The organism is Colwellia sp. C1TZA3, assembly GCF_007954265.1.
Taxonomy (GTDB): domain Bacteria; phylum Pseudomonadota; class Gammaproteobacteria; order Enterobacterales; family Alteromonadaceae; genus Cognaticolwellia.
Genome location: NZ_VOLS01000062.1, coordinates 1 through 25,710, shown reverse-complemented (window position 1 = coordinate 25,710; position 25,710 = coordinate 1). Strand labels below are relative to the sequence as shown.

Sequence of the window (25,710 nt, the reverse complement as noted above, 5' to 3'; positions counted from 1 at the left end):
ACTGACTAATACTGAGTTGCTTTGCCATTTTATTTTGGCTTATGCCTGTTTTATTTAAAGCAAAAATCTGGCATCGTTGTTCATAGGTCAGCTGTTCATATGTTTTCATTGTTGCATCTCTTGCTGGAGAAAAAGCGATAAGCATATATTCAGCTGACCACTTTTTCTACCTATTCAAGTTATGCACTTACTATTTGAATCCAAGAATGCAAAAAGTTGAACGTTCAAACTTTATGGTAATCGCGTATTTAGTCGTTTTAATTCAATACTATTGGTAAGTTAGCATTATATTCATAATAACAATGGTGTGCTTTTTATCATGACAAAAAAACGATTAATATCTATTTATATTCTTACCTCTGCGATGATGGCAAGTACAATATAGCGGGCTGTAATATAAGTAGTGTTACAAAAATACTTTATAAATACGTGCATAAATAGCAGAATTTTAACTCGGCTATTTATTTTCATATTGTAAGAGTTATACGATTTACAAAGGAAACTAGATAATGAAAATAAACACTTGCCTGTCCCGAAATTCTATTTCATATTATTGCGCAGCACTATTCATCGTTGTTTTATCTGCGTGCTCGAACAAAGACGTTGACTTAAAACCGAAAGATTATACCCGTGCTGCCCATGATATCACCCTATGGCCAACGCTAAATCAACCCGCTACCAAAAGCTTAGAAGTAGATCAGCGTGTTAAAGATCTGCTTGCTAAAATGACATTAGCTCAAAAAGTCGGACAAATGACCCAGGCTGAAATTACCTGGGTGACCCCAGAAGAAGTTAAAAAATATCACCTTGGTTCAGTTTTAAACGGTGGGGGAACTTTTTTACATGGTAAGCGTCATGCGACTGTTCAAGAATGGGTAAATTATATGGATGTTCTTTATGATGCCTCTATGGATACTTCTGACGGCGGTTTAGCAATTCCTATGACTTATGGCATCGATGCCGTTCATGGTAATAATAAGTTCGGAAGCGCCACAATATTTCCACACAACATTGGTCTTGGTGCTGCGAACAATCCGGCGTTGCTCAATAAAATAGGTAAGGTTACCGCCTTAGAAGTATTGGTCACTGGTATTGATTGGACATTTGCTCCTACGTTAGCCGTCGTGCGTGACGATCGCTGGGGAAGAGCCTATGAAGGTTATTCAGAAGATTCAAGCATTGTTGCAGAGTATGCAAAAGCAATGACCGAAGGTGTTCAAGGTATACCGGGTAAAGATTCTTTTCTTGATGAGCACCATGTATATGCTACGGCCAAGCACTGGGTTGGGGATGGCGGCACCAACAATGGCATCGATCAAGGCGATAATATACTAAGCGAAAAAGATCTCATCCGATTGCAAGCGGCGGCTTACTTTCCATCGCTAGAAGCTGGTATTCAGTCAATTATGGTCAGTCACAATGGCTGGTACGGTGAAAAACTACACGGTCACAAATATCTTATCACTGACGTACTAAAAGGAAAACTGGGGTTTGATGGTTTTGTGGTTGGAGATTGGAATGCTCATGCCAACGTAAAAGGTTGTACTGCTGACAGTTGTGCGCAAGCGGTTAACGCCGGTATTGATCTATTTATGGTGGTAGAAGACTATAAAGCCTTTATTGAGAATACCATTGCTGATGTAAATTCTGGCGCTATTCCACTGTCCCGTATCGATGATGCCGTTAGCCGAATTTTACGCGTTAAAATTCGCTCTGGTTTATTTGAAAAAGGACGTCCTAGTTCACGTCCATATGCAGGGAAAAGTGAACTGATGGGGGCTGAATCTCACCGAGAAATTGCTCGCCAAGCGGTAAGAGAGTCTCTGGTGTTACTTAAAAACAATAAGAGCACACTACCATTAAATCCGAATCAACATGTTTTAGTCGCTGGAGACGGTGCCGACAATATGGCTAAACAAGCAGGAGGCTGGACAATAAGTTGGCAAGGTACTGAAGTTATTAAAGACGATTTTGTTGGCGCATCAACGATTTTAGATGGCATACGAACTACCGTAGAAGCAGCAGATGGTAGTCTAGAGTATTCTATTAATGGTGAATACAAGTCGAAGCCCGATGCAGCAATTGTTGTCTTTGGTGAAAAACCTTATGCAGAATGGTTTGGTGATGTCAAAACGCTAGCCTATTCTCCGTATTCTGACAAAGACGCCAAATTATTAGAAAAACTAAAAGCCGATGGTATTCCTGTTGTCGCCGTATTTTTAAGCGGGCGACCTCTTTGGGTAAATAGAGAGATCAACGCCGCTGATGCTTTTGTTGCTGCGTGGCTTCCTGGTTCTGAAGGTAAGGCGGTTGCTGATGTTTTATTTAGTGATAAAGCTGGTGTTATTCAACATGATTTTACAGGAACACTAAGCTTTAGTTGGCCTAAAAAAGCGTCACAAAATATTTTGAATGTCGGAGATCAAGATTATGACCCATTGTTTGCCTACGGTTATGGTTTACGTTATACCGACACCGTTGAATTAGCTGTACTCGATACAGTAAATGACAATGTTATTCAACTCGACTTAGAAGCGCCATATGACGTACTGGCAGGAAAAATAACAGAGCCATGGCAGTTAATGATGGACGATAAAAATTCGATTCAATACCTAAATTCATCTCGTACAGAAACCGATGTTGCTTCAATAATGGAAGCTGACAAGACTGTTCAAGGTGACTCTCAAGAGTTTCATTGGTCAGGCACTGCAAAAGCCACCTTGGGTATTAGCTCAAAAACATACGACCACGACTTGATGAGATACCTTGGTCAAGATGGTTTCCTGCAGTTTGACGTACGCACAATAGCCTCGCCTTTAGGTGATGTAAATATAGCACTTAGCTGTAACGCAACTGGTGGTTACTGCGGAGATATACCATTGACCCCCTATTTACCGACGGTTGAGAGTAAAGAGTGGGCGACAATATCCATTGATTTGTTATGTTTTGCTAAAAAAGGTGTCGATTTTGAACGTGTGGCAGTACCATTTTCATTAACATCAGATGCACAAGCTACGCTACGTATAGCTAATATTAGGTACATTACTGAAAAGCCAGAATCTATAACTGTCAGCTGCCCATAGCTCATAATTCAAAGGCCACATCATTGTGGCCTTTTGGAACGTATTATCCTGAATGAGTGAGTAGTGTAAAATAAACTAAAAACCTGTTCTATACGACAGGTCAATTTTTCTTGAGTTTTAGTTTTACAAACTGGCTTTTGGTTTAGGTAGTTATTGGATGAAATGACATATCTGATTATTCTAAGCATGAAATATGGAACTTCGAGGCCAACAAAGCTAATAATTCCCACCCTAGTAGCAAGAGCGTATGAACAGTGAGTATAAGTGAATATCAATTTCACGTTAAGCTCCCCAGCAGTCCCTGCTAGCTCGCCATGTATTTTTTATTGTTTTGGCGTAAAACCTATCAAATCATAAGTACCTTTCGTATGATGAATATATTGTTTTTCAGCCATTTTTTCTAACCAACGTTCCTTTAACTCAGGGTTCGTTTCTATACGTGAATCGCCCCAGCCATCCCACATAGGTTGAGCATCCCAATCAGTATTGATATAAGAAACCGCTTTAATAACATCACTATTAGCTTCTATATGATCGAATAAGATTTGGAACCAATCAGACCAAATTAAATTATTTTTCGTTTTATTTAACCAAAATCCACGCGGAGTTGTTTCAGCAATAAAAATAGGTTTGTTTTTGTTGCGCGCCAATTCAAGTGATATTTGAGGTGCAATGCTATTTGCCCAATATGAATAACCAATCCAATCTACATATTCATCACCAGGCCAATATTCTAACCACTTATTCATCTTGAGATATGGACTAGAACTAGCAAATACGGTTGCAAAATTATTCAGTTTTTTTTCATTCAAAGCATCTATAATTCGACGCCAAGCTAGTTTGAAATTTGGCGCGTCGTAGTCATTCCACGCTCCATCAAACTCGTAACCAATTCTAATAAAAAAAGGCACATCTTGGTAACGCTCTAAAAATTCGGCCAGTTCAACAATTAAATGATCAAATTCACCAGAGGCTATTTTATCTTCTGAGCCAAATTCCATCGAAATTGATAAATGTATGACAATGTCTTTTAATTTTTCTGACTGTAAATAACATTCCATACACATGGGGCCAGCTCCCCAAGTTGTCTCTTTGTTTAATCCATCAACAGTGCCTTTATTTAAATCAAAGCCAAAGTTATTTTTAATGTCTTCAGCAAAATAGACATAGTGGGTAATGCCAGCAGGAATGCCTATATTGTCGACGTAGCCGTTATGCCATTTTTTTGTTCCACCAACAGCTACATTATCTTGACCGATAAATACTAAGACACTGCCATTATCAGGTTCAAACTTAGCGCGTTTTTGTTCAGCGAGTGCAAATTTTGTAAAAAATAATGAAATAATTAAACAATATAAAAAAGGTTTTCTAGTCGTTGTCATAAAATTTATCACCCTGTAGTTTGATAACGTTATCGATACAATATTTTACTTTTCTTAATCCATTATATTATATCGATTCAACTGTTAGCGCTAACATTTTATTGTCGTAATGGTGGTGGGCTTTATATTTTTTCCTAAAAATAAGTCAATATTTATACAAATATAATAATCCAAGTAGTAATCAAGATCTAAAAAAATAATTTTTACTTTTTTTTCAGGTACTTATATTGCTATGAAAAAACACGTTAAAAGTTATTGAATATTTTACTTGTTCATGATTATACTAATGGTCATTAATACAATTAGGGTTTGAGTTCTAACCTTAATTAATTAGCATGTGAGTATTTGTTTAAAAATAACACACCATTACATTATTGCTCAACGCTAGTAAAACATACGATAGGAAGGTAATTGAAGGGATTGGTAATTATTTTCGATTTAAAAAAGTGTTACTACAATTAACATCATAAAAATAAAAACGTACATTAAAATGAAGTCAACTAAATGGATTTTCGTATTTAACGACTCATTTTCTTTTTAACTTAAGGGGAAAAGTAAAATGAAAAAATTATTAATTCGATCGGCAAGTGTAGCGACAATCATGTCACTATTGACAGCATGTGGGATAGAGGATCATCCAAAAGAAGTAGAATTTCCAGATAATGTATCTGTAATTCCAGAGACTGAAGCTCCAGCGCCTGAAGTTCAAGAAGAATTCTCTGTAGTTACGGCTACTAGCCTAAAAGCATTAGCACCTGGTTTAAACATTGGTGTAGCTGTTCCTGCTGGTGGTAATTCTAACAGTATAATAAACTCACCTGAATCTAAAACTGTTATTCAACAATATTTTAATCAGTTATCTGCTGAAAATATTATGAAGCAAACCTCTTTGCAACCAGAGCAAGGAACATTTTTCTATGCTGATGCTGATGCACTTGTTCAATATGCTAAAGATAGCTCACTAACGGTACATGGTCATGTTTTAGTTTGGCATTCACAAATAGCAAATTGGATGCAAAATTTCGAAGGTAATGAAGCTGAATGGATAACCATGATGGAAGATCATGCAACACAAGTAGCAACTCATTTTGAAGAAGCAGGTGATAACGATACGGTTACTAGCTGGGATGTTGTTAATGAAGCTTTTATGGAAAATGGAGAATACCGAGGTGCAAAAACGACTACTGATAGCGCAGATGGATCTGTTTGGTATGAAAATATTGGTGAAAAGTTTATACCGTTAGCATTTACAGCAGCAAGAGCTGCAGATCCAGATGCTGATTTATACTACAACGATTACAACCTTATTTGGAATAGCGATAAATTAGGCGCTGTTATTGATATGGTTGAGGCTATGCAAGCTGATGGTGTATCGATTGATGGCATAGGCTTCCAATCTCATATTTCAGTTAATAGCCCTGATATTTCGACAATCAAGGCTCAATTTCAGAAAGTGGTAGATATTCGCCCAAAAATCAAACTGAAAATCACCGAACTTGATGTTCGTATGAACAATGAAAATGGTACTGATTTTACTACCCTAACAAGTGCAAGAGCTGAGGAACAAAAGGATTATTATCATGACATTGTTCAAGCATATTTAGACATTGTTCCTGAAGATCAACGTGGTGGTATTACTGTTTGGGGAATCATTGATGGAGATAGTTGGTTACAAAGCTTTCCTGCACCTACAATAGAATGGCCATTATTGTTTAATGATGATTTTACTCCTAAGCCAGCATTACAAGGTTTTGCTAATGCATTAGAAGAAGCTGATTTTACTCCTGCTCCAGAAATACCTCCATTCTTTACTACAGACTTTGAAACTGATCTCGATTCATGGGGACCTCGAGGAGATGCAACAGTAACCTTAGAAACCACCGAAGCACACACGGGTAATAATAGCGCTTTAGTTGTAGGACGTACGGCTAATTGGCAAGGTATATCCAAAAGCGTAGTAGGCTTATTCACAGCGGGTGAAACTTATAACGTTTCTGCATGGGTTAAGTTATCTGATGATGCTAGTACAGTTACACCTAGCATGAAGCTAACGCTAGAAATAAACCACGGTGCAGGTGACGGTACCACTGAATACCTTGAAATGACTACTCCTGTAACAGTAAGTGCAGGTGATTGGGTGGAATTAACAGGTACTTACATGCATACGATAACAACTGTAGCAAACTCTGCTAACGTTTATGTTGAAGGAAGTGAAACAACAGTTGATTTTTATGTTGATGATATTTCTATAACACCGTCTACGCCTGTTGTTGAAGAGCCGGTGGGTCCTGCTGAACTTATAGTTGATGGTGATTTTGAAGATGGCATTGGTTCATGGGGACCGCGAGGAGATGCAACAGTAACGTTAGAAACTACCGAAGCACACGCTGGTAATAATAGCGCTTTAGTTGTTGGACGTACGGCTAATTGGCAAGGTATATCAAAAAGTGTTGTAGGCTTATTCACAGCTGGTGAAAGTTATAACGTTTCTGCATGGGTTAAGTTATCTGACGATGCTAGTACCGTTACACCTAGCATGAAGCTAACGCTAGAAATAAACCACGGTGAAGGTGACGGTACCACTGAATACCTTGAAATGACTACTCCTGTAACAGTAGCTGCAGGTGATTGGGTCGAATTAACAGGTACTTACACGCATACGATAACAACGGTAGCAAACTCAGCTAACCTTTATGTTGAAGGAAGTGAAACAACAGTTGATTTTTATGTTGATGATATTTCGGTAACATTGGTGGAATAATATATATTAACTATGATTATTCATTAAGGATTTATTTCTACTTTAATGTTTAATTACGGTTAAATACTATTTATGAAAAGAGCTAATAGATTTATCTTTTAGCTCTTTTTTTAGATCTAAATTTAGTCGTTAAATGGTAAAGATTCATAAAGCCAATGCGGTATTAGGTAATAAAATTTTTACAGCTTGTGAGTTTTTCAGGAGGTATTCTGAAATGAAAAAAATACTTTTGGGGTGGAAAGTTATGGAATCAAAACTACCTTGCAGAAACGATTGGTAATGCAAGTGAAGAAACAGTTATAAATTTTTATCTTATTATCTAACCCTATCTTAAAAAAATGAGTCTTTATATGAAAAAAAAGTGCCTATTATCTTTATTATTCAGTGCTGCTTTATTAGTTAATTTATCCTCTTGCTCTGATGAAAGCACGATAGAAAGTTCTAATCGTCAAATATATGATGATAGAGAAGAAATTACGGTAGATAAAACCGTCGCATTTGACTGGTTTGAATATCAAGGTAATGATGTATTTTTTGCTGATAAATTACCTGAAGGTCAATTTCAAAACCCCATTGTGGCAGGATTTTATCCTGATCCCAGTATCACCCGTAAAGGTGATGATTATTATATGGCGGTTTCTTCTTTTTCATACACCCCTGGGGTGCCACTTTTACACAGTAAAGACTTAGTTAATTGGGCGCTTATTGGTCATGCGTTAACACAAAAAAATCAGATTAATCATAGCGGACTATCAGTCTCTAGAGGAATTTACGCACCAACAATTCGTTATCATGATGGTTTATTTTATTTGATCACTACCGCAGTTGATTCAGGCGGTAATTTTTTTGTTACCGCAGAAGATCCCGCAGGTGAGTGGTCTGAACCCTATTGGTTGCCTGAAATTGCCGGTATTGATCCCGACATATTTTTTGATGATAACGGCAAGGTTTATATTACCCATAATGGTGAACCTATTGGAGCGCCTTTATATCAAGGACATCGCGCCATTTGGCAATGGGAATATGACATGGAAGCCAAACAAGTTGTTAAAAATTCAGGTCGCGTTATCGTCAATGGCGGAGCGGATTTAAGCAAACAACCTATTTGGATTGAAGCACCTCATGTTTATAAAATTAATGGTTGGTATTATTTAATGTGTGCAGAAGGCGGCACCGCTTACGATCATTCAGAAGTGATTTTTAGAACAAAAAGTTTAAGTCAAACTTTTGAACCTTATGCTTATAACCCCATTTTAACTCAACGTGATTTAAACATTAACCGCGACAATCCCATCACCACCGCAGGCCATGCTGATTTAATACAAACGGCAACAGGGCAATGGTGGGCAGTGTTTTTAGCAACCCGTGCGTACGATAAAACCTATTATAATACGGGTCGTGAAACGTTTTTATTACCGGTAACTTGGCAAGATAACTGGCCAATGATTCTTGATCAAGGTATTGAAATACCGAAACAATTAAACAAGCCTGATATTGTTCTTGATAATCAATCACCTCAATTACAAACTGAAGCCTTAACGGGCAACTTTACTTGGCGTGATGATTTTGACTCTTCTAGCGCTGAAACACATAAATTAAGCCCTCATTGGAGTTTATTGCGTAGCGTGAATAATGACTGGTATGCGATAGCGTCAGGGAAAATTCACCTTAAACCTGCCGCGATTACACTTGCGTCATTACAGCAACCCAGGTTTATTGCTCGTCGCCAACAACACATGACTTATCAAGCTTCTACGGCTTTAGTGTTGCCAAAATCTGAGCGAATTTCTGCGGGTATTGTTGCTTTTCAAAATGAAAAATATCATTATTATTTTGCGGTAAAAAAAGTAAATCAAGGTTATGAATTATTTATTGAACAAGTTAAAAATGGTAGCGCAATTAAAATTAACAGTGTGATCATTAATACTAGTGTTAATACTAATGCCAGTGAAGAAGACAAAGCAGGGCAGTTATTAACTTTAACTATTAACGGAGACAAGGCTGATATAAGTTTCTCTTATCAACTAGGCGATGCTGAAAAAATAACTTTAGCAAAAAATCTCGACGGTAAAATATTAAGTACCTCAGTTGCAGGTGGCTTTGTAGGAAGCTTTTTAGGTATTCACACAAGAATAGAATTGTAGATTTGGTAGCCGAACAAAAAATAGAACTGTCTTAGCAGGTAAGTAAAGCCCTTGATGATTTTGACGCGCATCTATTTTAAAAGCTTTACATGTGTCGTTATTTATTTCTCTAAGGATGCTACATGGATGTAGCTTATTTGAGAATGCAGGAGCTATTCTCCTGAATAACCATTATCTTCAATCAATGTCTTACCTCTAAGTTTTTTAATTTGCCCTAAGTGGTCAATTAATTAATGTACTTGGTATAAGCACTATGTCTTTAACAATGAGCTGAAGGCATGGTGGATACGCTAGGTAGGGGAATACTAACGTACTATTTTATTCGCTTTATCATCCAAGTTATCACTAATGCGATCCAACGACCTCTAACAAATGCGATTTCATCGTTTTCAGGAATTTCATCATTTGTCACCGCCATTGAATGAACGGTATGTAAATCTTCACAAATGATGTGAATTCTTAAACAGGTTTTTTCGGTGCTGTAGCTGAATTAGGAAAAAAAATTATAGTTATACGAGTCAAAAGTCGTGAGAAAATTACAAAGTACGTCAAAAATAGCAAGAAAATAATTTCAGCGAATACATTGGCAGGCGATTAATTTTAATGTCCGAACTGAGCTCATTATAGTCGTTGGTATTCCACCTCTTAACGCTAACTAATGCCATAGTCTATCTTTATAGAGCAAAATAAAAAGCCACTGTTTCAAGTGGCTAATTAATGACTAACAGGCAATGTTCAGATTTAAAGAACGGTATTTAACTATATCGTCAATGCTCAGAACTATCATTTCATGTTTTATAGCAAATTGGCATATTTCAGGCAACCTTGCCATGGTTCCATCTTCATTAGTCAGTTCACATAAAATTCCCTTCGAATTTAATCCGGCAAGTTTGATCAAATCGATGGTTCCTTCGGTATGACCTCTTCTAGCAAGAACTCCTCCTGAGTCGGCAAGCAAGGGGAATATATGACCTGGTGTATTAAGATCATCAGCTACACTATCTGGGTTGGCCGCAACTTGAACCGTACAAACTCTATCGGCTGCTGATACGCCTGTTGTAACACCTTGTTTGGCTTCAATTGAAACCGTATAAGCTGTATTATTACGACTAGTATTAACTGATACCATTTGTGGCAAGTTCAGCCGTTTAACATCATTTCCCTCTAAAACTAAACAAACAATACCGCTACACTCTCGGATCATCATCGCCATTTGTTGCTGAGTAAGGTGTTGGGTTGAAAAAATAAGATCGCCTTCGTTTTCGCGATCTTCATCGTCTACTAACAACAAACCTTTACCAGACTGAAGTGCATATATTGCAGATTCGACCCTTTGAAAGGATGTTCCAAATTGACTAAGTAGTGACTGACTCATGGTAATTTCCTCTTTAGTTCCCAATAATAAAATTGAGTTACCAGAATCAGGGCGCAAAGAGATACAGAAAAAAACAATTATTTTCTGTAAACAAAACGGTTTCTTTAGTCGTCAGTTATAATACGGGCAACCGCATAAACTGAGCATTAAAGGAGCTGCTTGTTTTAAACTCTCTCATCCGGACTATAACCGTCGGCTCTGGAGTTACACCAGATCTGCTGACCTCTTGTTGCTAAAAAATACCAATAAGAGCGCTCGCGGGCTACCTTAAAATAAATCGGGACTGACTTATTGTTAAGTTACCGCCGGTGGGGAATCTCGCCCCGCCCTGAGATTAAAACATTATGTATGCGACTAATTTGTCGCATTGAGAAGTTTACTTCCAAATAGTTTTGTACGCAATAAAATTTTTAATCAGTGGATCATAATATAATTTTTTATTCTCTGATGGAAAATCAGTGGTTTTACTGTGATCTTACGTTCTTTGTTATATGAGTTGTTTGTAGCTGGTTCATTAGAAAATGTAAGTCTAAAAATCTAAGGCTAATGTCTGGATTGCGCACTAAACCGCCTGCCAGATTTAGTTAGACTCTACATAAGTCCTGTGAATATAAAACAATAGTTTACGCTTACATCCTCGACTTAATAACATCTCACTCCAATTAAAAACGATTTTTATCGGCAGTTTATTTTTCCCTCCGAAGTCGAGGGTCGCGCGTTCGAATCGCGCCGGGTGCGCCATTTCCACGATATTTCTTCAATTTGTCACAGTTCCTCGAAAAACCCACCTTGGTTGCATAGACGCTTAGACAGTTCACTCAAACCCAACGGTTTAGAGTACAAATAACCTTGAATAAAGTGACATCCGTTTTCAATTAAGTAGTCATATTGATCCGAGGTTTCAACGCCTACTGCGCTCACTTCTAATTGATATGAGCGTGCAATAGACAATATCGCTTCTATTAGCACCTTGGAGTCTTCATCTTCATGTCCGAGTGCATCTATAAATATTTTGTCTATTTTTATTTTGTCTACTGGATAACGTACTAGGTGATTTAAAGCGGTATAACCAGTACCAAAATCGTCAAGCGCTATACTAATCCCCATCTCTTTTATTTGATTCATTACCGTTAAGTTTTTGCTTATATCTGTGGCCAAAGCGGTTTCAGTAATTTCAAGCTCTATCCACTTGGGAGGGATATTATATTGAGTAAGGAGGTGCCTTACAGTATCGCAAAAATTTTGTTCCTGGAAATCGAGTGTAGATACATTAATGCAAAATTTTAGTCCCCATTTTTCTAACAGGTTCCTGTTTTCATTAAGCATTATAAAGGTGTTTCGTAACACCCATGTGTCGAGATCTTGCACGAGCATCGCGCGTTCAGCTATTTTTATTAATTCAGATGTAGAGATTTTATCCAATAATTCATGGTCACTTCTTACTAACACTTCTACATTTCTAACTTTTTTTGTACTAACTTCAAAAATAGGCATGAACTTTAAATCAAATTGATCGTGTTCCAAAGCTAAGCGCAGGGCTTGCGTATTCTGCTTATATTCCATTACATCGTTTTGTTGCTCGTCGCTATACAAACAAAATTGGTTTTTACCTCCTTTTTTTGCCTTGTACATGGCAGAGTCTGCGCAATCAAATAATTGATCAACACTATTGGATACAATCGTCTTGATGGCTATTCCTACACTAATATTAACTTTAATTTTGACTTCTTTTAATTGCAGAGGCAGAGCAAGGGAATCAAGTACCATTTGTACTGTTGCTTTTGCTTCCAAATCGTTCAGGTCTTTAAAAAGCACAACAAATTCATCCCCTGACATGCGTGAAAATATATAACTATTTTTTGCTCTCCTTAGGCTTTTTAAACATGCAGATACGTGCACACAGAATGCAGTTAATAATTCATCACCGGTTTTATGGCCAAATGTGTCGTTAGTTTGTTTAAAGTCGTCAATGTCAATATAAAGCAATCCTATTACTTTTGGCTTGTTTTCACCTATTTTTAATGCATCAATCCATTGTTGCATGCCGCGTCTGTTAACCAACTTAGTTAAGGTATCGATTGTCGCGATTTTGTTGAGATTGCGGGAGTGTCGTCTAATCAATAAGAAAATAGCCGCTATCCAAAGACATGAATTAATCATAAGTATTTCAGTCAGTGAAAGTAAGTTTCCTGTGAGCTTGAGGGTGTTGATTGTTATCTCATATGTGCCTTCAGTTTGTGTTTCAAAATGTAATATTTCAACATGTACAATATTGGAAAGATCAGGCTGCGCGTCTTCAATGGAAATAGCATTTCTTAATATCCACCACGACGCCACTTGAAAATAATTTAAGGGGTATGTTTTAGGTCCGTTGCCTAAATTGTTGGTTACCATACTGGTATAGTTTATTGCATCGGCTTTATTTTTGGGTGCGTAACGCTTAGCGTAGTTTCTAAAAGTGACTTTAATTGCAGGTTTTTCGAGAGGTGAATTAAGGCTAAGGTCAACCTCTAATTGATCGTACCTGCTGAAGTCTGCCCCTTTTGTAGCATTATTGCTAAGTACGATAAGTGAACCACAAAAATCGACATCCTTCGACCCAGGCATAATGCAGCTAGAGTGCACTTTTTTCTCACTTGTCTCGATATAGCCAGACACGTTGCCAATTGTTAGGAGTTTTAGTTGTTTGTAGTTTACTGGGTCTAAGAGGTTATATTCTGTGCGCATTAAACCAAGAAAATAAGCAGACAACAAAGCAATACTAGCAATGAGTATGGTAGAAATTAATTTACTGTCTATAAAAGCATTCAATGATTTGTTCCTGAAAAATTAGTTGAAACACGCCTTTTGCGATAATTTTGTTCAGCTCGTTCGTGATTATAACTCAAGTTTCGGGATTCAAAATAGACGGAAAAACTACAATAACTTGATGATTTAAAAGAAGTTGATGCCTCATTGTGGTAAAATACTTGTTAACTAGACAACGTAAAAAACCACAAGAGACATCGAATGAATTCTGCCACAAAGACCTTGAAGTTACCATCATTAACCGCTGACTTATTGAGCCAAACAAACCTTAAAATAGATAACACCTTTAGCTCAACATGGAAAAGCATTGGTTTTAACGTCATGTTACGTCAAGCCAAATTTTCTAAGCGCTCAGGTACGCCAGTTGGTGATGTCACCTACCTCTTAATGCTCTGGGTTTGGCTTAAAGTAGACTCTGTTGCCATGTTTTCAAGGGATGCTTTATTAAGTTTTTCAGCAGCCAAAAAAGATGCGTTATATGATTTACTTAACCGTGAAGATTTAGATTGGCGAAAGCTACAATTATTGACCGCTAAAAAAGTCCTTAGGGCTAACAGTAAAAAACAAATCAGTGCCTTTGTTATTGATGACACCGTAAAAACAAGGAGTGGTAAAAAGATGCCTGGTGTATCGAGTCACTTTGACCATTTAACGGCTCGTTGCGTGATGGGGCAGCAAATCGTGACGCTCGGTGTTGCGAATGATGAACAATTTGTTCCTGTTGATAATGAAATATTCATCAGTCGGGTTAAAGAGCAAGCGTTAGATTATCAATTTGATGATGGTCGCAGTATTGCTGCAAAACGCTACCAGAAATCAAAGCAGCAAACCAAACCAGAAATGGTGTGTGACATGATAGCCCGCGCTATTCGTGGCGGTATTCATGCCGATTACTTTTTAGCAGATGCATGGTTTGCGACTAAGCATATTCTGAGAATGACCATTGAACACTCGCTCGTTGGCATTGTCAGAATGAAAAAAAACAAGATGAAATACCGTTTAGTTGTTGATGGTAAGGTCAAGTTACTCACCGCTAAAGCGCTATATAAAGCGCATGTCAAAGGGTGCTGGCAAACGGTTAATCATGTGCCCTACCAAAGTAAGTCTATTGTTGTTGAGTTGAATCTCACCAGTTCAGATAAAGAGCCAGCGCAATGGGTTAAGGTTAAATTATTATTTGTTCGTTCTGTAAACGAGAAAAAACAACAGGCAAGCAAACATGATTGGGCGCTATTTTTAACGACGGATAGTCAACTTGACGATGAAAAAATACTTGAGGTCTATGCACTGCGTTGGGGGATTGAAGTTTACTTCAAAGAAGCCAAACAAAAGCTTGGTTTTTTAAAAGAGCAAAGCCGCCATTACAGTGCTTATATTGCCTCAATACACCTAACGGGATTAAGGTTTTGCTTGCTGTTGTTTGCCAAACAAGAAGAAGGCTCGACAAGGCTTAGTGACGTAAGAAATGATTTTGAAGAAAGTTTAAGTTGCTTGAACTTTGCCAGTAAACTATGGGGATTATTCAAAGCATTAATTGCGGGTGCATTAAATGAAATGGCCAGTTTAACAACGGTTGAAAAAGGTGACGTATTAAACAAAATTAAACAGACGGTTGTCGATTTTTTTACGCAAGTCATGCAAATGGATAATTTCACTTTGCGGCAAGAGGCCTTAGAATGAGGGGATATTCACTTTTATTGGCTAAAAGTGACCCCCGAAACTTGAGTTATAATAATACTGCTCGGTTTTATAGCTGCCTCAAAAACACAGGCTTAAGCAAATCGTTTAACTAATACTAAAATTGCTTTTTCAATGATCATGTAAGAACTTTTATCATTTATGAGTATAGGTAAAATAAAACGTTATTGCCTGTTTTGTACATATATGCGAATAAATACATGGTTGAAATAACAACAAACAAATCAAGAAGAGTATGAGTAAAATAAAACGTCATTTTTCATAAAATAACGATACATAATGCCTCATATTTACCATATTCACCTCTCTTTTATATCCTTGAGGGTGTGAAATAGGATGTTTTACGTCTATTACTCAATCGTTTTCACGTATTTCATAATTCAAAACAAGCCCCCCGCTGCTGTGAAAACCCGTTTAAGTCTTTGCGCCCATGTCATCGACTGGTGCTTTGTGATCCTGTTTTTCCCTGCCCTGTCGGCAATGCTTGTTTAGGTCGAAACGTTCCTTTTAAGGCTAGAATATTATGTCGGCTATTGGCTAAACAGTTGACCTAAAAAACAAAAAATAGCTCAAAAACTTATTGATGTTAATGTCCGCTCTGTCGGATAAAATAACAAAAATGAATTGGTCGGATTGAGCACATTTTGGTCGTTAGCAAAGGCAATGTTGAAGGAGATTTTTAGTAAGAATGTGATACTAAATTTTTCATTGAGTTAATATTAACTTAATGGCTTGAGGACAGACGTAAACCATCTTATTTTCTGTAATAAAATCACAAATACGACCAATCCAATCATTGCTTGAATGTACTAAAGTTTCATCTAAATCAAATCTTAGAAATCCTGCTATTTGTAAAATGACTAATCCGTTTTGCTACTACTGATACGATTATAAGCTAATAAAAAAAGTCCAATAAAAAGAAAGAATATCAAGTGCAACAATAGCTTAGCATCGAGGTTAAAGTTTAACGCAGGTAAATTATCTATTGAGGGGAAGCTTTTGCTGGTGACTACTCTAACGATTAACTGATTAGCAGGGCCAGCTATTACGGTAGTAAACCAACCCAAAACAACAATGAGTAGTGCGAAGATAGCAGGCTTTTTGCTAATCAATAAAGCAATAGCTGTTGTTATACCGTAAGCAGTAGATACCAATAAATGCGCAGACCAAGCGATAATAATCGCCATTGATGGGTTTATATCTCCAAGCTTAACGTAAGCAGCCGCATGTCTATCTGTCAGTGGCGACATTCCAAAAAGGGGCTGTACAAAAATAAATAACACGCCAACGATAAAGCCGATAATTGCGCCGATAATAAGAGTGTTTTTCATATTCATAATGTTGTATCTCGACAAATAATATAATAAATACTGAGGAATCAGCTTTGGCAACAGCTACTCTTTGTATATGTAGAGTAACTGTGCCAATTTTCATAGTGTGCTGCCATATGCTAGGAACACTCGAAATGATAATTTGTTACTTAGACCAAGCAAACTTTTCGAATACTGAATCAACAGGAGTTTCTGCAATACGGTTTGTATAGTTGCTAATCACTTTCTGAGACAGTCCCAAAATGATTTCCAGTAACTGTAATATTTACAAAGACACCCAAATTAATAAAGTACCCAATCACAGCATAATCAACAAGCACAATGTGGTAATACCTGCTCTTTTTCACTCTTTAAAATGAGGTTATAGAGCTTATTTGGGTTTGAACTAGGTGAATCCCGTTAAATATGTCGCCCAGCTCAAATTTCAGGCAATGGGATTGAGCACACTTTGTGTTGGGGAGTTGAAAATGTGTGATACTTATTGGTTCAAGCGGACTGAAGTAAGGCTCTGGCCTTTGCCATCCCTCGTATCCGTTGATGGTCTGTATGATGTTTGAATTGTTGAAGCATATGTTCACCGCCTACGGCAGTACTGAAGTGTTGTTCGAACTCTGTGGTTAACGTTAACCATTGCTCTGTATTGAGACCAATACGCTCTAGAATGGGGTTATGGCTATTCTCGATATAGCCTACTTTGTCTTCTCGAATACATCGACCAGTGCAATCAACTAATTCACAGTAATCAATCAAGCTGTACGCTATGCCTTTTGGCATATTTTGTCTGTGATTACCTACAAAGGGCATGAGTTTTCTGGGTTGCTCTCCTTTGATAAGAGAGTGAATGCGTTGCTTGATACTGGTGTGTTGTGACGTTTCTGGCGTGGTGTCCATCTTGGCTCTAATCGGGTTTAAGTCTACATAGGCCATGCAGGCTAAAACAGCACGTTCATCTAGTAGTGCTTGAGATTTAAATCGTCCTTCCCAGAATCGGCCTGTACATTTATCTTCTTTATTCGCTTCACGGGCTATGTATTCATTGAGGTTTCTCATTAACCAACTGATGTCGTATAAACGCTGGCGATAAATCGTCACTGTTTCATCTAAGCTGATACATTCACTTTTACTCAGCTTATCTCCTCTTTGATACTTTTGGCTTAATAACGTGCCTTGGTAAAGTTGATGCCAGCGTTTTATGACTTCTTCCATTGACCAGCTCTGAGCCAAGGCTTTATCCACACACAGCACCACATGCGTATGATTACTCATCACGGCATAGGCACATATACCAATAGAAAATACCGACGATAAAAATAGCAATCGCTCCTCTACCCAACCTCGGCGATGCTCATAACTCTGTCCAGTAAATTTATCCTTACCGCACAGAAAAGAACGACGAACACAGCGAGAAACGCAGTGGTAATAAGGGGTATCAATTAAACTAATTTGGTTTTTACGTGGCTGAGGCATGACAGACCATCCGTGGTTGTGTGATTACCTTAAAGCTTAGTCCATGAGCGCTTTTTTAGCTGTTTTTTATAATGGGTGTCTTCTTTAGAGTAGTCCATGAGCGCTTTTTTAGCTGTTTTTTATAATGGGTGTCTTCTTTAGAGTAGAGAGAGAGAGTAGAGTACCATTTAGCTGTTTTTTATAATGGGTGTCTTCTTTAGTAGCTTCTTTGTGTTGCTCTGGATTTAACTCCACAGCGCCTATTGGCTGCCAGTTTCGCTCTTCTTTTGACCACCGCTGTAGATGCTCATTTCTTTTTGTCTGATATAACACTTTTCGTTTCGCGAGTATTTCAACATCAAGACCATCGTGCCTTTGGCTTGGTGTCACAAACTTTATCCTGCTATGGCGATGCTCATTGTTGTACCAATAAACAAACGCTTTTACCCATTTTCGGGCTTCATCTAACGATTTAAAACCTTCGCTAGGCCAACGTGGATGATACTTTACCGTTCTAAACAGTGCTTCTGAGTACGGATTATCGTTACTTACCCTTGGGCGACTGCGTGAGGTAACAACACCTAAATCGTACATTTTAGCGCGCATCGTTAAGCTCTTCATAGGCGCATCATTATCTGAGTGCAACACTACGTCTTTCTTCAAGCATTTCTCTGCCCAAACGCTACGCTCTAGTAGCGCGGCTGCTTGCTCACCTGTTTCGTTATGGTGAACTTCCCAACCCACTACTTTACGGCTGTAAATGTCTTCTATCATATAGAGGTAATAGTGTTTACCTATAACCGATGTGGGCATGTAGCTGATATCCCAACTCCACACTTCATTCCTTTTTTTAGCCGTATAACTTGTGGGCTTTTTATGGATATTTCTCGGTTTAGCTTTACCTCGGTGGTGCAGCATATTTTCAGCATTTAACAGACGGTAAAAACTCGACTCCGAAGCAATATATTCACCTCTATCGGCGAGTATCGGTACAATTTGACTTGGCGGTAATGAAGCAAATTCTTCGCTGTTACACACATCAATAACTGCTTGCCTTTCCGCTTTACTCAGCCTATTCCCAGGCTCAGGTCTAATTGCTGTTGGCCGTTTATCTGCGCCAATTTCACCGTCTATTCGCCAACGTTGTAAAGTTCTTGTTGAGAAACCAATCACTTCACAGGCCTTATCTTGTCTCGCACCGACACTATGGCGGTGCTGACTAATTGTGCATATTTTTGCCTATCGGTCAACGAAACTAATTGTCCTCTTTTTCCTTCCAATAGGCATCGAACTTTTTTCCTAATATGAGCAATGCGGCTGTTTCTGCTAAGGCTTTTTCTTTTCTACTCAGCTCGCGTTCTAATTCCTTAATGCGTTTTTTGTCAGACTTTTGCTCAGGCGTTATCTTTGTTCTTTTTGTCGGTTTTGTTGTTGTATTAACGGCAATACAAGCTTTTTTCCATGCTTCTACTTGCTCAGGATACAACCCTTTCACTCGACAATACCCACTTAACTCAACGGCCGAGAGTGTGGCGGTTTCCAGTACAACTGCAAACTTTTCCTCACTTGACCACTTATCTGACGAACTTACTTTTGACACGTTTAAACCTGAGGTATTAAATTGCTTTTGCCAACTATACAGGGTTGAGAGCTTTATGCCTTCTTGCGCTGCAAACTTTCGAACTGACAAACCACTTTGACTGAGCTTGTTTAATATGGCTTCTTTAAATTGACTTGAATATCTTTGATAATCCACTAGCTTTGACTTACCGCCCTCTGTTTATTTATAAAAATAACTGAGGCCACAACAATCCTGATAATCATATAGAAATCTCATCCGTGTAAACGGCACGTTTTTCGTCTCTACAGGCTAAACTTAATGATCACTGTAATGAGGAGCTAGTTATGAAACTATATGGTGGAATAGACTTACATTCAAATAATTGTGTTTTCAACTTAGTGGATGAAAATGCCAATGTTGTGCTCAAAAAACGTATTAATAATGATATTGAGGCTATCATTCTTCTTTTAGAGCCCTATCATGATGCATTTGAAGGATTGGTTGTTGAATCAACCTACAATTGGTACTGGCTAGTTGACGGGCTAATGGATGCCGGATTTAAGGTGCATCTAGCTAATACAGCAGCTATCCAACAATATTCTGGGTTAAAACATGGTGATGATGACAGTGATGCCAACTGGTTAGCTAACATGTTACGCCTGGGTATTTTGCCCGAAGGATATATCTACCCAAAAGAAGAGAGAATGATCCGTGATTTATTACGAAAACGGTTTCAGTTAGTACAACAAAAAACGCTTAACCTCTTATCAATGCAAGGGCTATATGCTCGTCACTTGAATAAAAAATTAAATAGTGATCAGATCAAGCAATTAACTGAAAATCAGCTCAAGATAGATTTTTCTGATCTAAATGTCCGTTTAGCCGTCAGCGCAAATTTGGTCATGTTGTTGTGTCTAACGAAGCAGATCAAACAGATTGAGAGAGTATTAAAACAACAACTAAAGTTAAAAGAAAAATTTGTAAAGCTAACCAGTATTGATGGGATCGGTCTAATCCTAGCACTTACTATCATGCTAGAAACAGGAGATATATCTCGCTTTAATAAAGTCGGTCAGTACGCGTCATATTGCCGCTGTGTAAATGGTGGCAGATACAGTAACGGTAAAAAGAAAAGTAAAACAAATACAAAAAATGGCAATAAGTATTTAGCTTGGGCCTTTATCGAGGCTGCTCATTTTGCGATCCGTTTTAACGATACCGTTAAGCGATACTATCAACGTAAACTTGCTAAAAAATCTATCGTCATAGCAAGAAAGACAGTTGCCCATAAATTAGCGAGAGCCTGCTATTACGTAATGAGAGATCAAGTTGAGTTTGATGTTAACAAAGCATTTGGGTATTCAAAATGATGACATAATCTTTAGTTTCAAATCAAGAGGTTGAGTTTTTACCCTGTGTTGGTATAACCATAATTCTGATTAAACATCCTCTTGACCCTTTTTAAACTTTTTGTTCGAGGTTGATATGCCTGTGCTTTGAGCCCTTAATGTCTGGATACGCCAAAGGTGTAAACCAGTAGTCTGTCAAAGTGATTAGCTGACAAGCTAACATCTTAACGGCATGGACAAAGTACGGCACTAAATGATTTCTGAGGCAGAAGATGCAAAGGGCAGTCGTTATCTATTTAATAACTAACGACAAAGGCCTTAATTCAAATGGGTGACTGGTGCATATTAATTGACACTACACTAAGAGACTTTTAGGTGCATAACAGCAAACAAATTGATAAAGCTTACGGGCTAAAATAATTGATTAAAAGATCAAGGGATATTGTTTTGCCCTTGACATGAGTTTTCTAATGGGTGACACAGGGGGGTTCTTTTATTACGCCCAAATAAGCATTACAAAATATATGGCAAATATTTTAAAGCTAATGTCTTCAATGCGCACAAAGTGATCGTTACGAGTGTAACAATGAATGACCGCAATGGTGGCTTTGTTCTCAGTCAGGTTTAGCAGGTAATTGGCAAAAAGTTATTATCAATAGACAGTTTCTTTCATCCATCGATAACGTCCGCTATAGATAAACTGCTAGCAAAAGGTGGTTGTTCATCCATGTCCGTTGTAGATCAAAACATACAAATATTTTCAGTTTAAATTTTCAAATGCTAATGTCTTCAAAGTGGCATTAGTGAATATTAAGTAGAACACCTAAATCTGATTTTCTGTCGCAGATATCATTATTTACTGCGATCTACAGATTGGCTACCGATGATTGCCGCGTATGCTTATTAGATGATTGATTTTTAACTTGAGTAGGCTAATTACATGCTACTCAAGTTATAAAATACAATGTTTAATAGCCTTGATTTTTATTAACTAAGTTCCTAAGTGTATCGCCAGACATATATAAACGTAAGTTTTCTAATGCGACATTTCGCCAAGTATTTATAACCTCATCATACGTACCACCGATATGTGGCGTTATTAATAAGTTTTTAGCGCTCCATAATAACGCATTTTTATTTAAGGGTTCTTCAGCGGTAACATCAATAGCTGCGCCATTCAATATACCTGAATTAAGCGCTTCAACTAATGATGTTTCATCAACAGAATTACCTCTACCTATATTAAAAAAGAAGCTAGGTTTTTTCATTGACTGAAAAAAATCACGTCCAAATAAGTGGGTGGTTTGCTCCGTACGAGGTAAAGTAGAAACAGTAATTTCAGCCTGTTGAGCCGCTAAATGTAATTCGTCAACACCATAAATTTTACTAACACCTTCGACGGCTTTATTTTTGTTTTTACGTACACCTATAATATTAACCCCAAATGGTTTTAGGCGCTTAATTATTGCTAACCCCACTGAGCCTAAACCAATCACTAATACTGTCTTTCCTCTTAATTGAAATAGTGAATTACAATCTGTAAGGGAAGTGTGTTGCCATGTACTTTTACTTTGGCTTTTTACATAACTTGGTATATTTCTCACCACAGAAAGTAACATCGCCATTAAATGATCCGCTACTACATCATGATGGCCATCGGAACAGTTAGTAAGGATAAAAGGTTGTTGTTTTAATTCTGGGTGGTTAAATAACCACTCAACCCCAGTACCAAATTGCTGGAACCATTTTAAATTAGGTAATAGCGACAAATATTCACGGGGAAAATCACCAAGCACAATCTCTATTTCATTAGCGTGCTTGTGTATTTTTTCGATGTCAGTCGTTATTAACACGTCGTTATTGCCAGCAGACTCCATCAATGCATTATGGGATTGCGTATCCATAAATCGATCTTCAATCCACATGATTATTTTACTCATCAATATTACCTTCTTTTTTTAAATACCATGCTTGATTTAATTTGTAAAAATGCAATAAGCCAAAAGCAATTAAAGCGCCTATTGCAGGGCTTAATGAAAAAATAGTCACGATACCATTACTTGCCGTCTCAGTTTGTATAACATTAGCTTGGTAGCCATAAAAACTTAATAGCCAACCCGTTAACGCACCGCCAATAGCAATACCAAACTTTAAGCTTAATAAATGTCCAGAGATACCCATTGCCATTGGCCCAGCGCCATTTTTTTCTTTACCGTAATCGGCAGTATCAGGAATGGTAGAAAACAATATAGGGATAAAAATCATATGAAAAAATTGAGTCATAAAATTAATGATAAACGCAACGTATACCATATCCGCCGGCACATTGAATAGAATAAAGTTTGCTGCTGCAACACCTAAACATGCAAATTTCATGAGCTTAACTTTACAGATAGTTTTGATTGCCCAACCGGTAAACAAGGCACCACATATACCACCAACCATACTAGTTGTTACAAAGCTTGATACGAGCGATTCTTGGCCAAGATAATAAGTAACATAATACGGCGTAACACCACCACGCATGGCCACTGTTATTAATAAGAAGAATGTCACCGCAGCCATGATCCACCATTGGTCATTACGTAAAACGGCTAATATATCACTCTTAATAGATACCTTTTTGGCAACTTCTACTACACGTTCTTTAGTAAAGGCAAAACATGCTACAAAACATAAAACTGCAATAACTGAAAGTACAACCATGGCTAGCGAAAATCCAAGTTGTTTATTGCCTTCACCAAAATAAGTAACTAATGGAAATGTTAAAGCCGCAACCATAACCCCACCCACTTTAGCCATAGCAAAACGCCAAGCTTGAACGGATGCTCGCTCTTGTGTGTCTCGCGTTAACATACCTCCCAGTGCCGAATAGGGAATGTTAATCGCGGTGTAAGCCGTCATCATTAATGCGTAAGTAACATACGCGTAAATTAATTTATTTGCCTCACTTGTATCAGGTGTGGTGAACGCTAACACCGCCAGTACTCCATAAGGAATAGCTATCCATAAAAGGTAAGGGCGGTAACGGCCCCAACGAGAATTTGTTCTGTCAGCCAACGCGCCCATTAATGGATCGGTAATTGCGTCAAATAGTCGAACTACCAACATCAATGTACCAGCGGCAGCAGCAGATATACCGAAAACATCGGTGTAAAAAAACATCATATAAATGATGACTACTTGAAAAACGATATTGCTACCCGTATCTCCAAGTCCGTAAGCTAATTTTTCTTTTATGGTTAACTTCATTTCTTTTCCTATTTATTACTTTTTATTTTTATAATGTATGTGAGTTATGTTTTAGGTAGAGATTTAGATGTGTCTTTGATGTTATTTTTTATCTGCTGCTGATGAATCGATTGGAGCTTTTATCTCGACACCTTTACTACTTGCTCGGGTAATAAAGAATTTCATAGGTACATTGCCAGTATTGAATATGCCGTGCACATCCCAAGGTGCTACGTACAATACATCGCCTTTTTTAGCAGGAGTTTTAACGCCGTTTAAAGTCCATTCTCCTGAGCCTTCTACTATGTATAAATATTCTTCTTCAGCATGTTGATGTGGTGGATGAATTTCGTTATTTGCTTCTATAACGGCTAAGCCAACAATGGTGTCTTTGGTACCTATAGTTTCCCCGTAAAAATAGGTATGAAAAACACTCGCTTCGTAAGGTGTTTTATGGGTATTTTCGAAACTGATTATGCCTGATTGAATATTCTTGTTGCTAGCTGTTGCGCTATCATCTTCTAATGTGTTTGTCGCAATATTTAATGATGAACACGCAGAAACCAAAGTAACGGTTAATGTTAAACACCATGCTTTTATTGGCGTGTTTAGCCGATTTGATAATGGTATTTTGATATTAATTACTTATCTCCTTTGTTGTGGTCTGAGTTCAGGAATGGGGACTTGTATAGATTTTCGGCTTTACCTTGGGTATTGGTTTTATATGAAAACAAACAGCCAGCTAGAGGTTGTTTTACTTTATCTTCATCAGAAAGGTATTCAGATGCGGTGGTGATGTACAAAGTATCTAAGTTTTCGCCGCCAAAAATACATTTAGTCACTTGTGCAACGGGTAGTTTGATGTGTTGAAGTAATGTGCCATCTGGCGTGTATTGGTTAACTCCCCAACCACCCCAAAGTGCTACCCAAAGGTTTTCGTCTTTGTCTAAACACATTCCATCAGGGTAAGTAGCTTCTTTATCGAAATGGATGAAGGTTGAACGACTGATTAGATTGCCATCCTTACCCAGTTCACAGCGATATACTTTTTGACGAATTAGTGTATCTGTGTGATACATGAACCGTCCGTCGCTGGTAAAACATGGGCCGTTGGTACAGTGGTAGTCTTCATCTTGTAAGCTAGATTTTCCAGCCTCATCAAAGCGATATAATGCGCCAAGCGCATTATTCATAGGATCATCAGTATGCATGGTGCCTGACCAATATTGACCATGAGTATCAACAGCACCGTCGTTAAAGCGAATGGTTGTGTAATCTATGTTTGGCGCGGCTATTTTTGTATGTGAATCGTTAATGATGTCTAACGCGTAAAAACCATCGTAAAGAGTGCCAACTAATTTATTGTTAGTGGTAAAACCTATACTGGTGATGTTTTGTTTTACAGGCCAGCTATCCCCCCGTGTCAGAATAGTTGTCACCCCTAAAATTAAATTTTTTTAGATCGGGGAGTGGTAATCGAACAATAAATGTCTAGTTATTCAACAGAAAGAAAAGAAGCTATTTTAAGCAAGTTGTTACCT

Annotated in this window: 15 protein-coding genes, 2 pseudogenes and 1 riboswitch; of the genes and pseudogenes, 6 read left to right on the top strand and 11 right to left on the bottom strand. The window is 37.8% G+C overall.

Annotated features, from left to right (window positions below):
• The first annotated feature begins 509 nt into the window (after positions 1 to 509).
• A complete protein-coding gene (locus ESZ39_RS14980) occupies positions 510 to 3,083 on the top strand; it encodes a glycoside hydrolase family 3 protein (RefSeq protein ID WP_146880733.1) in 2,574 nt (857 codons plus the stop codon).
• 323 nt (positions 3,084 to 3,406) lie between these two features.
• Here the strand turns inward: ESZ39_RS14980 and ESZ39_RS14975 are convergent, their stop codons facing one another.
• Positions 3,407 to 4,465, bottom strand: a complete 1,059-nt coding sequence (locus ESZ39_RS14975; RefSeq protein WP_146880732.1) for a glycoside hydrolase family 26 protein — start codon at positions 4,463 to 4,465, stop codon at positions 3,407 to 3,409.
• A gap of 374 nt (positions 4,466 to 4,839) precedes the next feature.
• Here ESZ39_RS14975 and ESZ39_RS18415 point away from each other — a divergent pair, with 374 nt between their 5' ends.
• The 3 genes from ESZ39_RS18415 to ESZ39_RS14960 all read left to right on the top strand — a co-directional run bounded on the left by ESZ39_RS18415 (position 4,840) and on the right by ESZ39_RS14960 (position 9,370).
• A complete protein-coding gene (locus tag ESZ39_RS18415) occupies positions 4,840 to 4,935 on the top strand; it encodes a hypothetical protein (RefSeq protein ID WP_411266886.1) in 96 nt (31 codons plus the stop codon).
• A gap of 89 nt (positions 4,936 to 5,024) precedes the next feature.
• Positions 5,025 to 7,226 (top strand): endo-1,4-beta-xylanase, encoded by a 2,202-nt coding sequence (locus ESZ39_RS14970; protein ID WP_223270408.1) that lies wholly within the window; start codon positions 5,025 to 5,027, stop codon positions 7,224 to 7,226.
• A gap of 350 nt (positions 7,227 to 7,576) precedes the next feature.
• Entirely contained in the window at positions 7,577 to 9,370 is a 1,794-nt protein-coding gene (locus ESZ39_RS14960) for a glycoside hydrolase family 43 protein (protein WP_191321814.1), read from the top strand.
• A 721-nt stretch (positions 9,371 to 10,091) separates the two neighbouring features.
• Here ESZ39_RS14960 and ribB read toward each other — a convergent pair.
• Positions 10,092 to 10,745: a 3,4-dihydroxy-2-butanone-4-phosphate synthase gene (ribB, locus tag ESZ39_RS14955; protein WP_146880730.1), complete on the bottom strand. Its 654-nt coding sequence runs from the start codon at positions 10,743 to 10,745 to the stop codon at positions 10,092 to 10,094.
• 162 nt (positions 10,746 to 10,907) lie between these two features.
• Positions 10,908 to 11,085: riboswitch (FMN riboswitch) on the bottom strand.
• Positions 11,086 to 11,510: 425 nt separating this feature from the next.
• Positions 11,511 to 13,556 carry a putative bifunctional diguanylate cyclase/phosphodiesterase gene (locus ESZ39_RS14950; RefSeq protein ID WP_146880729.1) on the bottom strand — a complete coding sequence of 682 codons (2,046 nt, stop codon included), beginning with the start codon at positions 13,554 to 13,556 and terminating at the stop codon, positions 11,511 to 11,513.
• A 198-nt stretch (positions 13,557 to 13,754) separates the two neighbouring features.
• On the opposite strand from ESZ39_RS14950, the gene ESZ39_RS14945 reads away from it, so the two are divergent.
• Complete coding sequence (locus ESZ39_RS14945) at positions 13,755 to 15,233, top strand: transposase (protein ID WP_191321813.1); 1,479 nt, start codon at positions 13,755 to 13,757, stop codon at positions 15,231 to 15,233.
• Between the two features lie 878 nt (positions 15,234 to 16,111).
• On the opposite strand, the gene ESZ39_RS14940 is transcribed toward ESZ39_RS14945, so the two are convergent.
• The 4 genes and pseudogenes from ESZ39_RS14940 to ESZ39_RS14925 form a co-directional block, all read right to left on the bottom strand.
• Positions 16,112 to 16,582 carry a hypothetical protein gene (locus tag ESZ39_RS14940; protein ID WP_146880728.1) on the bottom strand — a complete coding sequence of 157 codons (471 nt, stop codon included), beginning with the start codon at positions 16,580 to 16,582 and terminating at the stop codon, positions 16,112 to 16,114.
• Between the two features lie 145 nt (positions 16,583 to 16,727).
• Positions 16,728 to 16,841, bottom strand: a pseudogene (locus ESZ39_RS14935) (carboxymuconolactone decarboxylase family protein); the annotation flags it as partial.
• A 227-nt stretch (positions 16,842 to 17,068) separates the two neighbouring features.
• On the bottom strand, positions 17,069 to 18,049 hold the full coding sequence (locus tag ESZ39_RS14930) for a transposase (protein ID WP_146880727.1): 981 nt from the start codon (positions 18,047 to 18,049) through the stop codon (positions 17,069 to 17,071).
• Positions 18,050 to 18,250: 201 nt separating this feature from the next.
• Positions 18,251 to 19,784: pseudogene (locus tag ESZ39_RS14925) on the bottom strand (IS3 family transposase); the annotation flags it as partial.
• Positions 19,785 to 19,933: 149 nt separating this feature from the next.
• Here ESZ39_RS14925 and ESZ39_RS14920 point away from each other — a divergent pair.
• Entirely contained in the window at positions 19,934 to 20,959 is a 1,026-nt protein-coding gene (locus ESZ39_RS14920) for an IS110 family transposase (protein ID WP_146880726.1), read from the top strand.
• A gap of 947 nt (positions 20,960 to 21,906) precedes the next feature.
• Here ESZ39_RS14920 and ESZ39_RS14915 read toward each other — a convergent pair.
• The 4 genes from ESZ39_RS14915 to ESZ39_RS14900 all read right to left on the bottom strand — a co-directional run bounded on the left by ESZ39_RS14915 (position 21,907) and on the right by ESZ39_RS14900 (position 25,608).
• Positions 21,907 to 22,878: a D-2-hydroxyacid dehydrogenase gene (locus tag ESZ39_RS14915; RefSeq protein ID WP_146880725.1), complete on the bottom strand. Its 972-nt coding sequence runs from the start codon at positions 22,876 to 22,878 to the stop codon at positions 21,907 to 21,909.
• Positions 22,871 to 24,190, bottom strand: coding sequence for an MFS transporter (locus ESZ39_RS14910; protein WP_146880724.1), 1,320 nt, complete (start codon positions 24,188 to 24,190; stop codon positions 22,871 to 22,873). The genes ESZ39_RS14915 and ESZ39_RS14910 overlap by 8 nt, the downstream gene beginning before the upstream one ends.
• Before the next feature lie 81 nt (positions 24,191 to 24,271).
• The gene (locus ESZ39_RS14905) at positions 24,272 to 24,736 is read right to left on the bottom strand and encodes a cupin domain-containing protein (RefSeq protein ID WP_191321812.1); all 465 of its coding nucleotides are present in this window, start codon (positions 24,734 to 24,736) and stop codon (positions 24,272 to 24,274) included.
• A gap of 74 nt (positions 24,737 to 24,810) precedes the next feature.
• Positions 24,811 to 25,608 (bottom strand): SMP-30/gluconolactonase/LRE family protein, encoded by a 798-nt coding sequence (locus ESZ39_RS14900; protein WP_191321811.1) that lies wholly within the window; start codon positions 25,606 to 25,608, stop codon positions 24,811 to 24,813.
• Between the last annotated feature and the right edge of the window lie 102 nt (positions 25,609 to 25,710).

What these genes read in the sequence shown, in the direction of transcription:
- ESZ39_RS14930 (WP_146880727.1), bottom strand. Translation starts at nt 18,049, where the DNA reads ATGCCTCAGCCACGTAAAAACCAAATTAGTTTAATTGATACCCCTTAT.
- ESZ39_RS14960 (WP_191321814.1), top strand. Translation starts at nt 7,577, where the DNA reads ATGAAAAAAAAGTGCCTATTATCTTTATTATTCAGTGCTGCTTTATTA.
- ESZ39_RS14915 (WP_146880725.1), bottom strand. Translation starts at nt 22,878, where the DNA reads ATGAGTAAAATAATCATGTGGATTGAAGATCGATTTATGGATACGCAA.
- ESZ39_RS14945 (WP_191321813.1), top strand. Translation starts at nt 13,755, where the DNA reads ATGAATTCTGCCACAAAGACCTTGAAGTTACCATCATTAACCGCTGAC.
- ribB (WP_146880730.1), bottom strand. Translation starts at nt 10,745, where the DNA reads ATGAGTCAGTCACTACTTAGTCAATTTGGAACATCCTTTCAAAGGGTC.
- ESZ39_RS14980 (WP_146880733.1), top strand. Translation starts at nt 510, where the DNA reads ATGAAAATAAACACTTGCCTGTCCCGAAATTCTATTTCATATTATTGC.
- ESZ39_RS14975 (WP_146880732.1), bottom strand. Translation starts at nt 4,465, where the DNA reads ATGACAACGACTAGAAAACCTTTTTTATATTGTTTAATTATTTCATTA.
- ESZ39_RS14970 (WP_223270408.1), top strand. Translation starts at nt 5,025, where the DNA reads ATGAAAAAATTATTAATTCGATCGGCAAGTGTAGCGACAATCATGTCA.
- ESZ39_RS14940 (WP_146880728.1), bottom strand. Translation starts at nt 16,582, where the DNA reads ATGAAAAACACTCTTATTATCGGCGCAATTATCGGCTTTATCGTTGGC.
- ESZ39_RS14920 (WP_146880726.1), top strand. Translation starts at nt 19,934, where the DNA reads ATGAAACTATATGGTGGAATAGACTTACATTCAAATAATTGTGTTTTC.
- ESZ39_RS14910 (WP_146880724.1), bottom strand. Translation starts at nt 24,190, where the DNA reads ATGAAGTTAACCATAAAAGAAAAATTAGCTTACGGACTTGGAGATACG.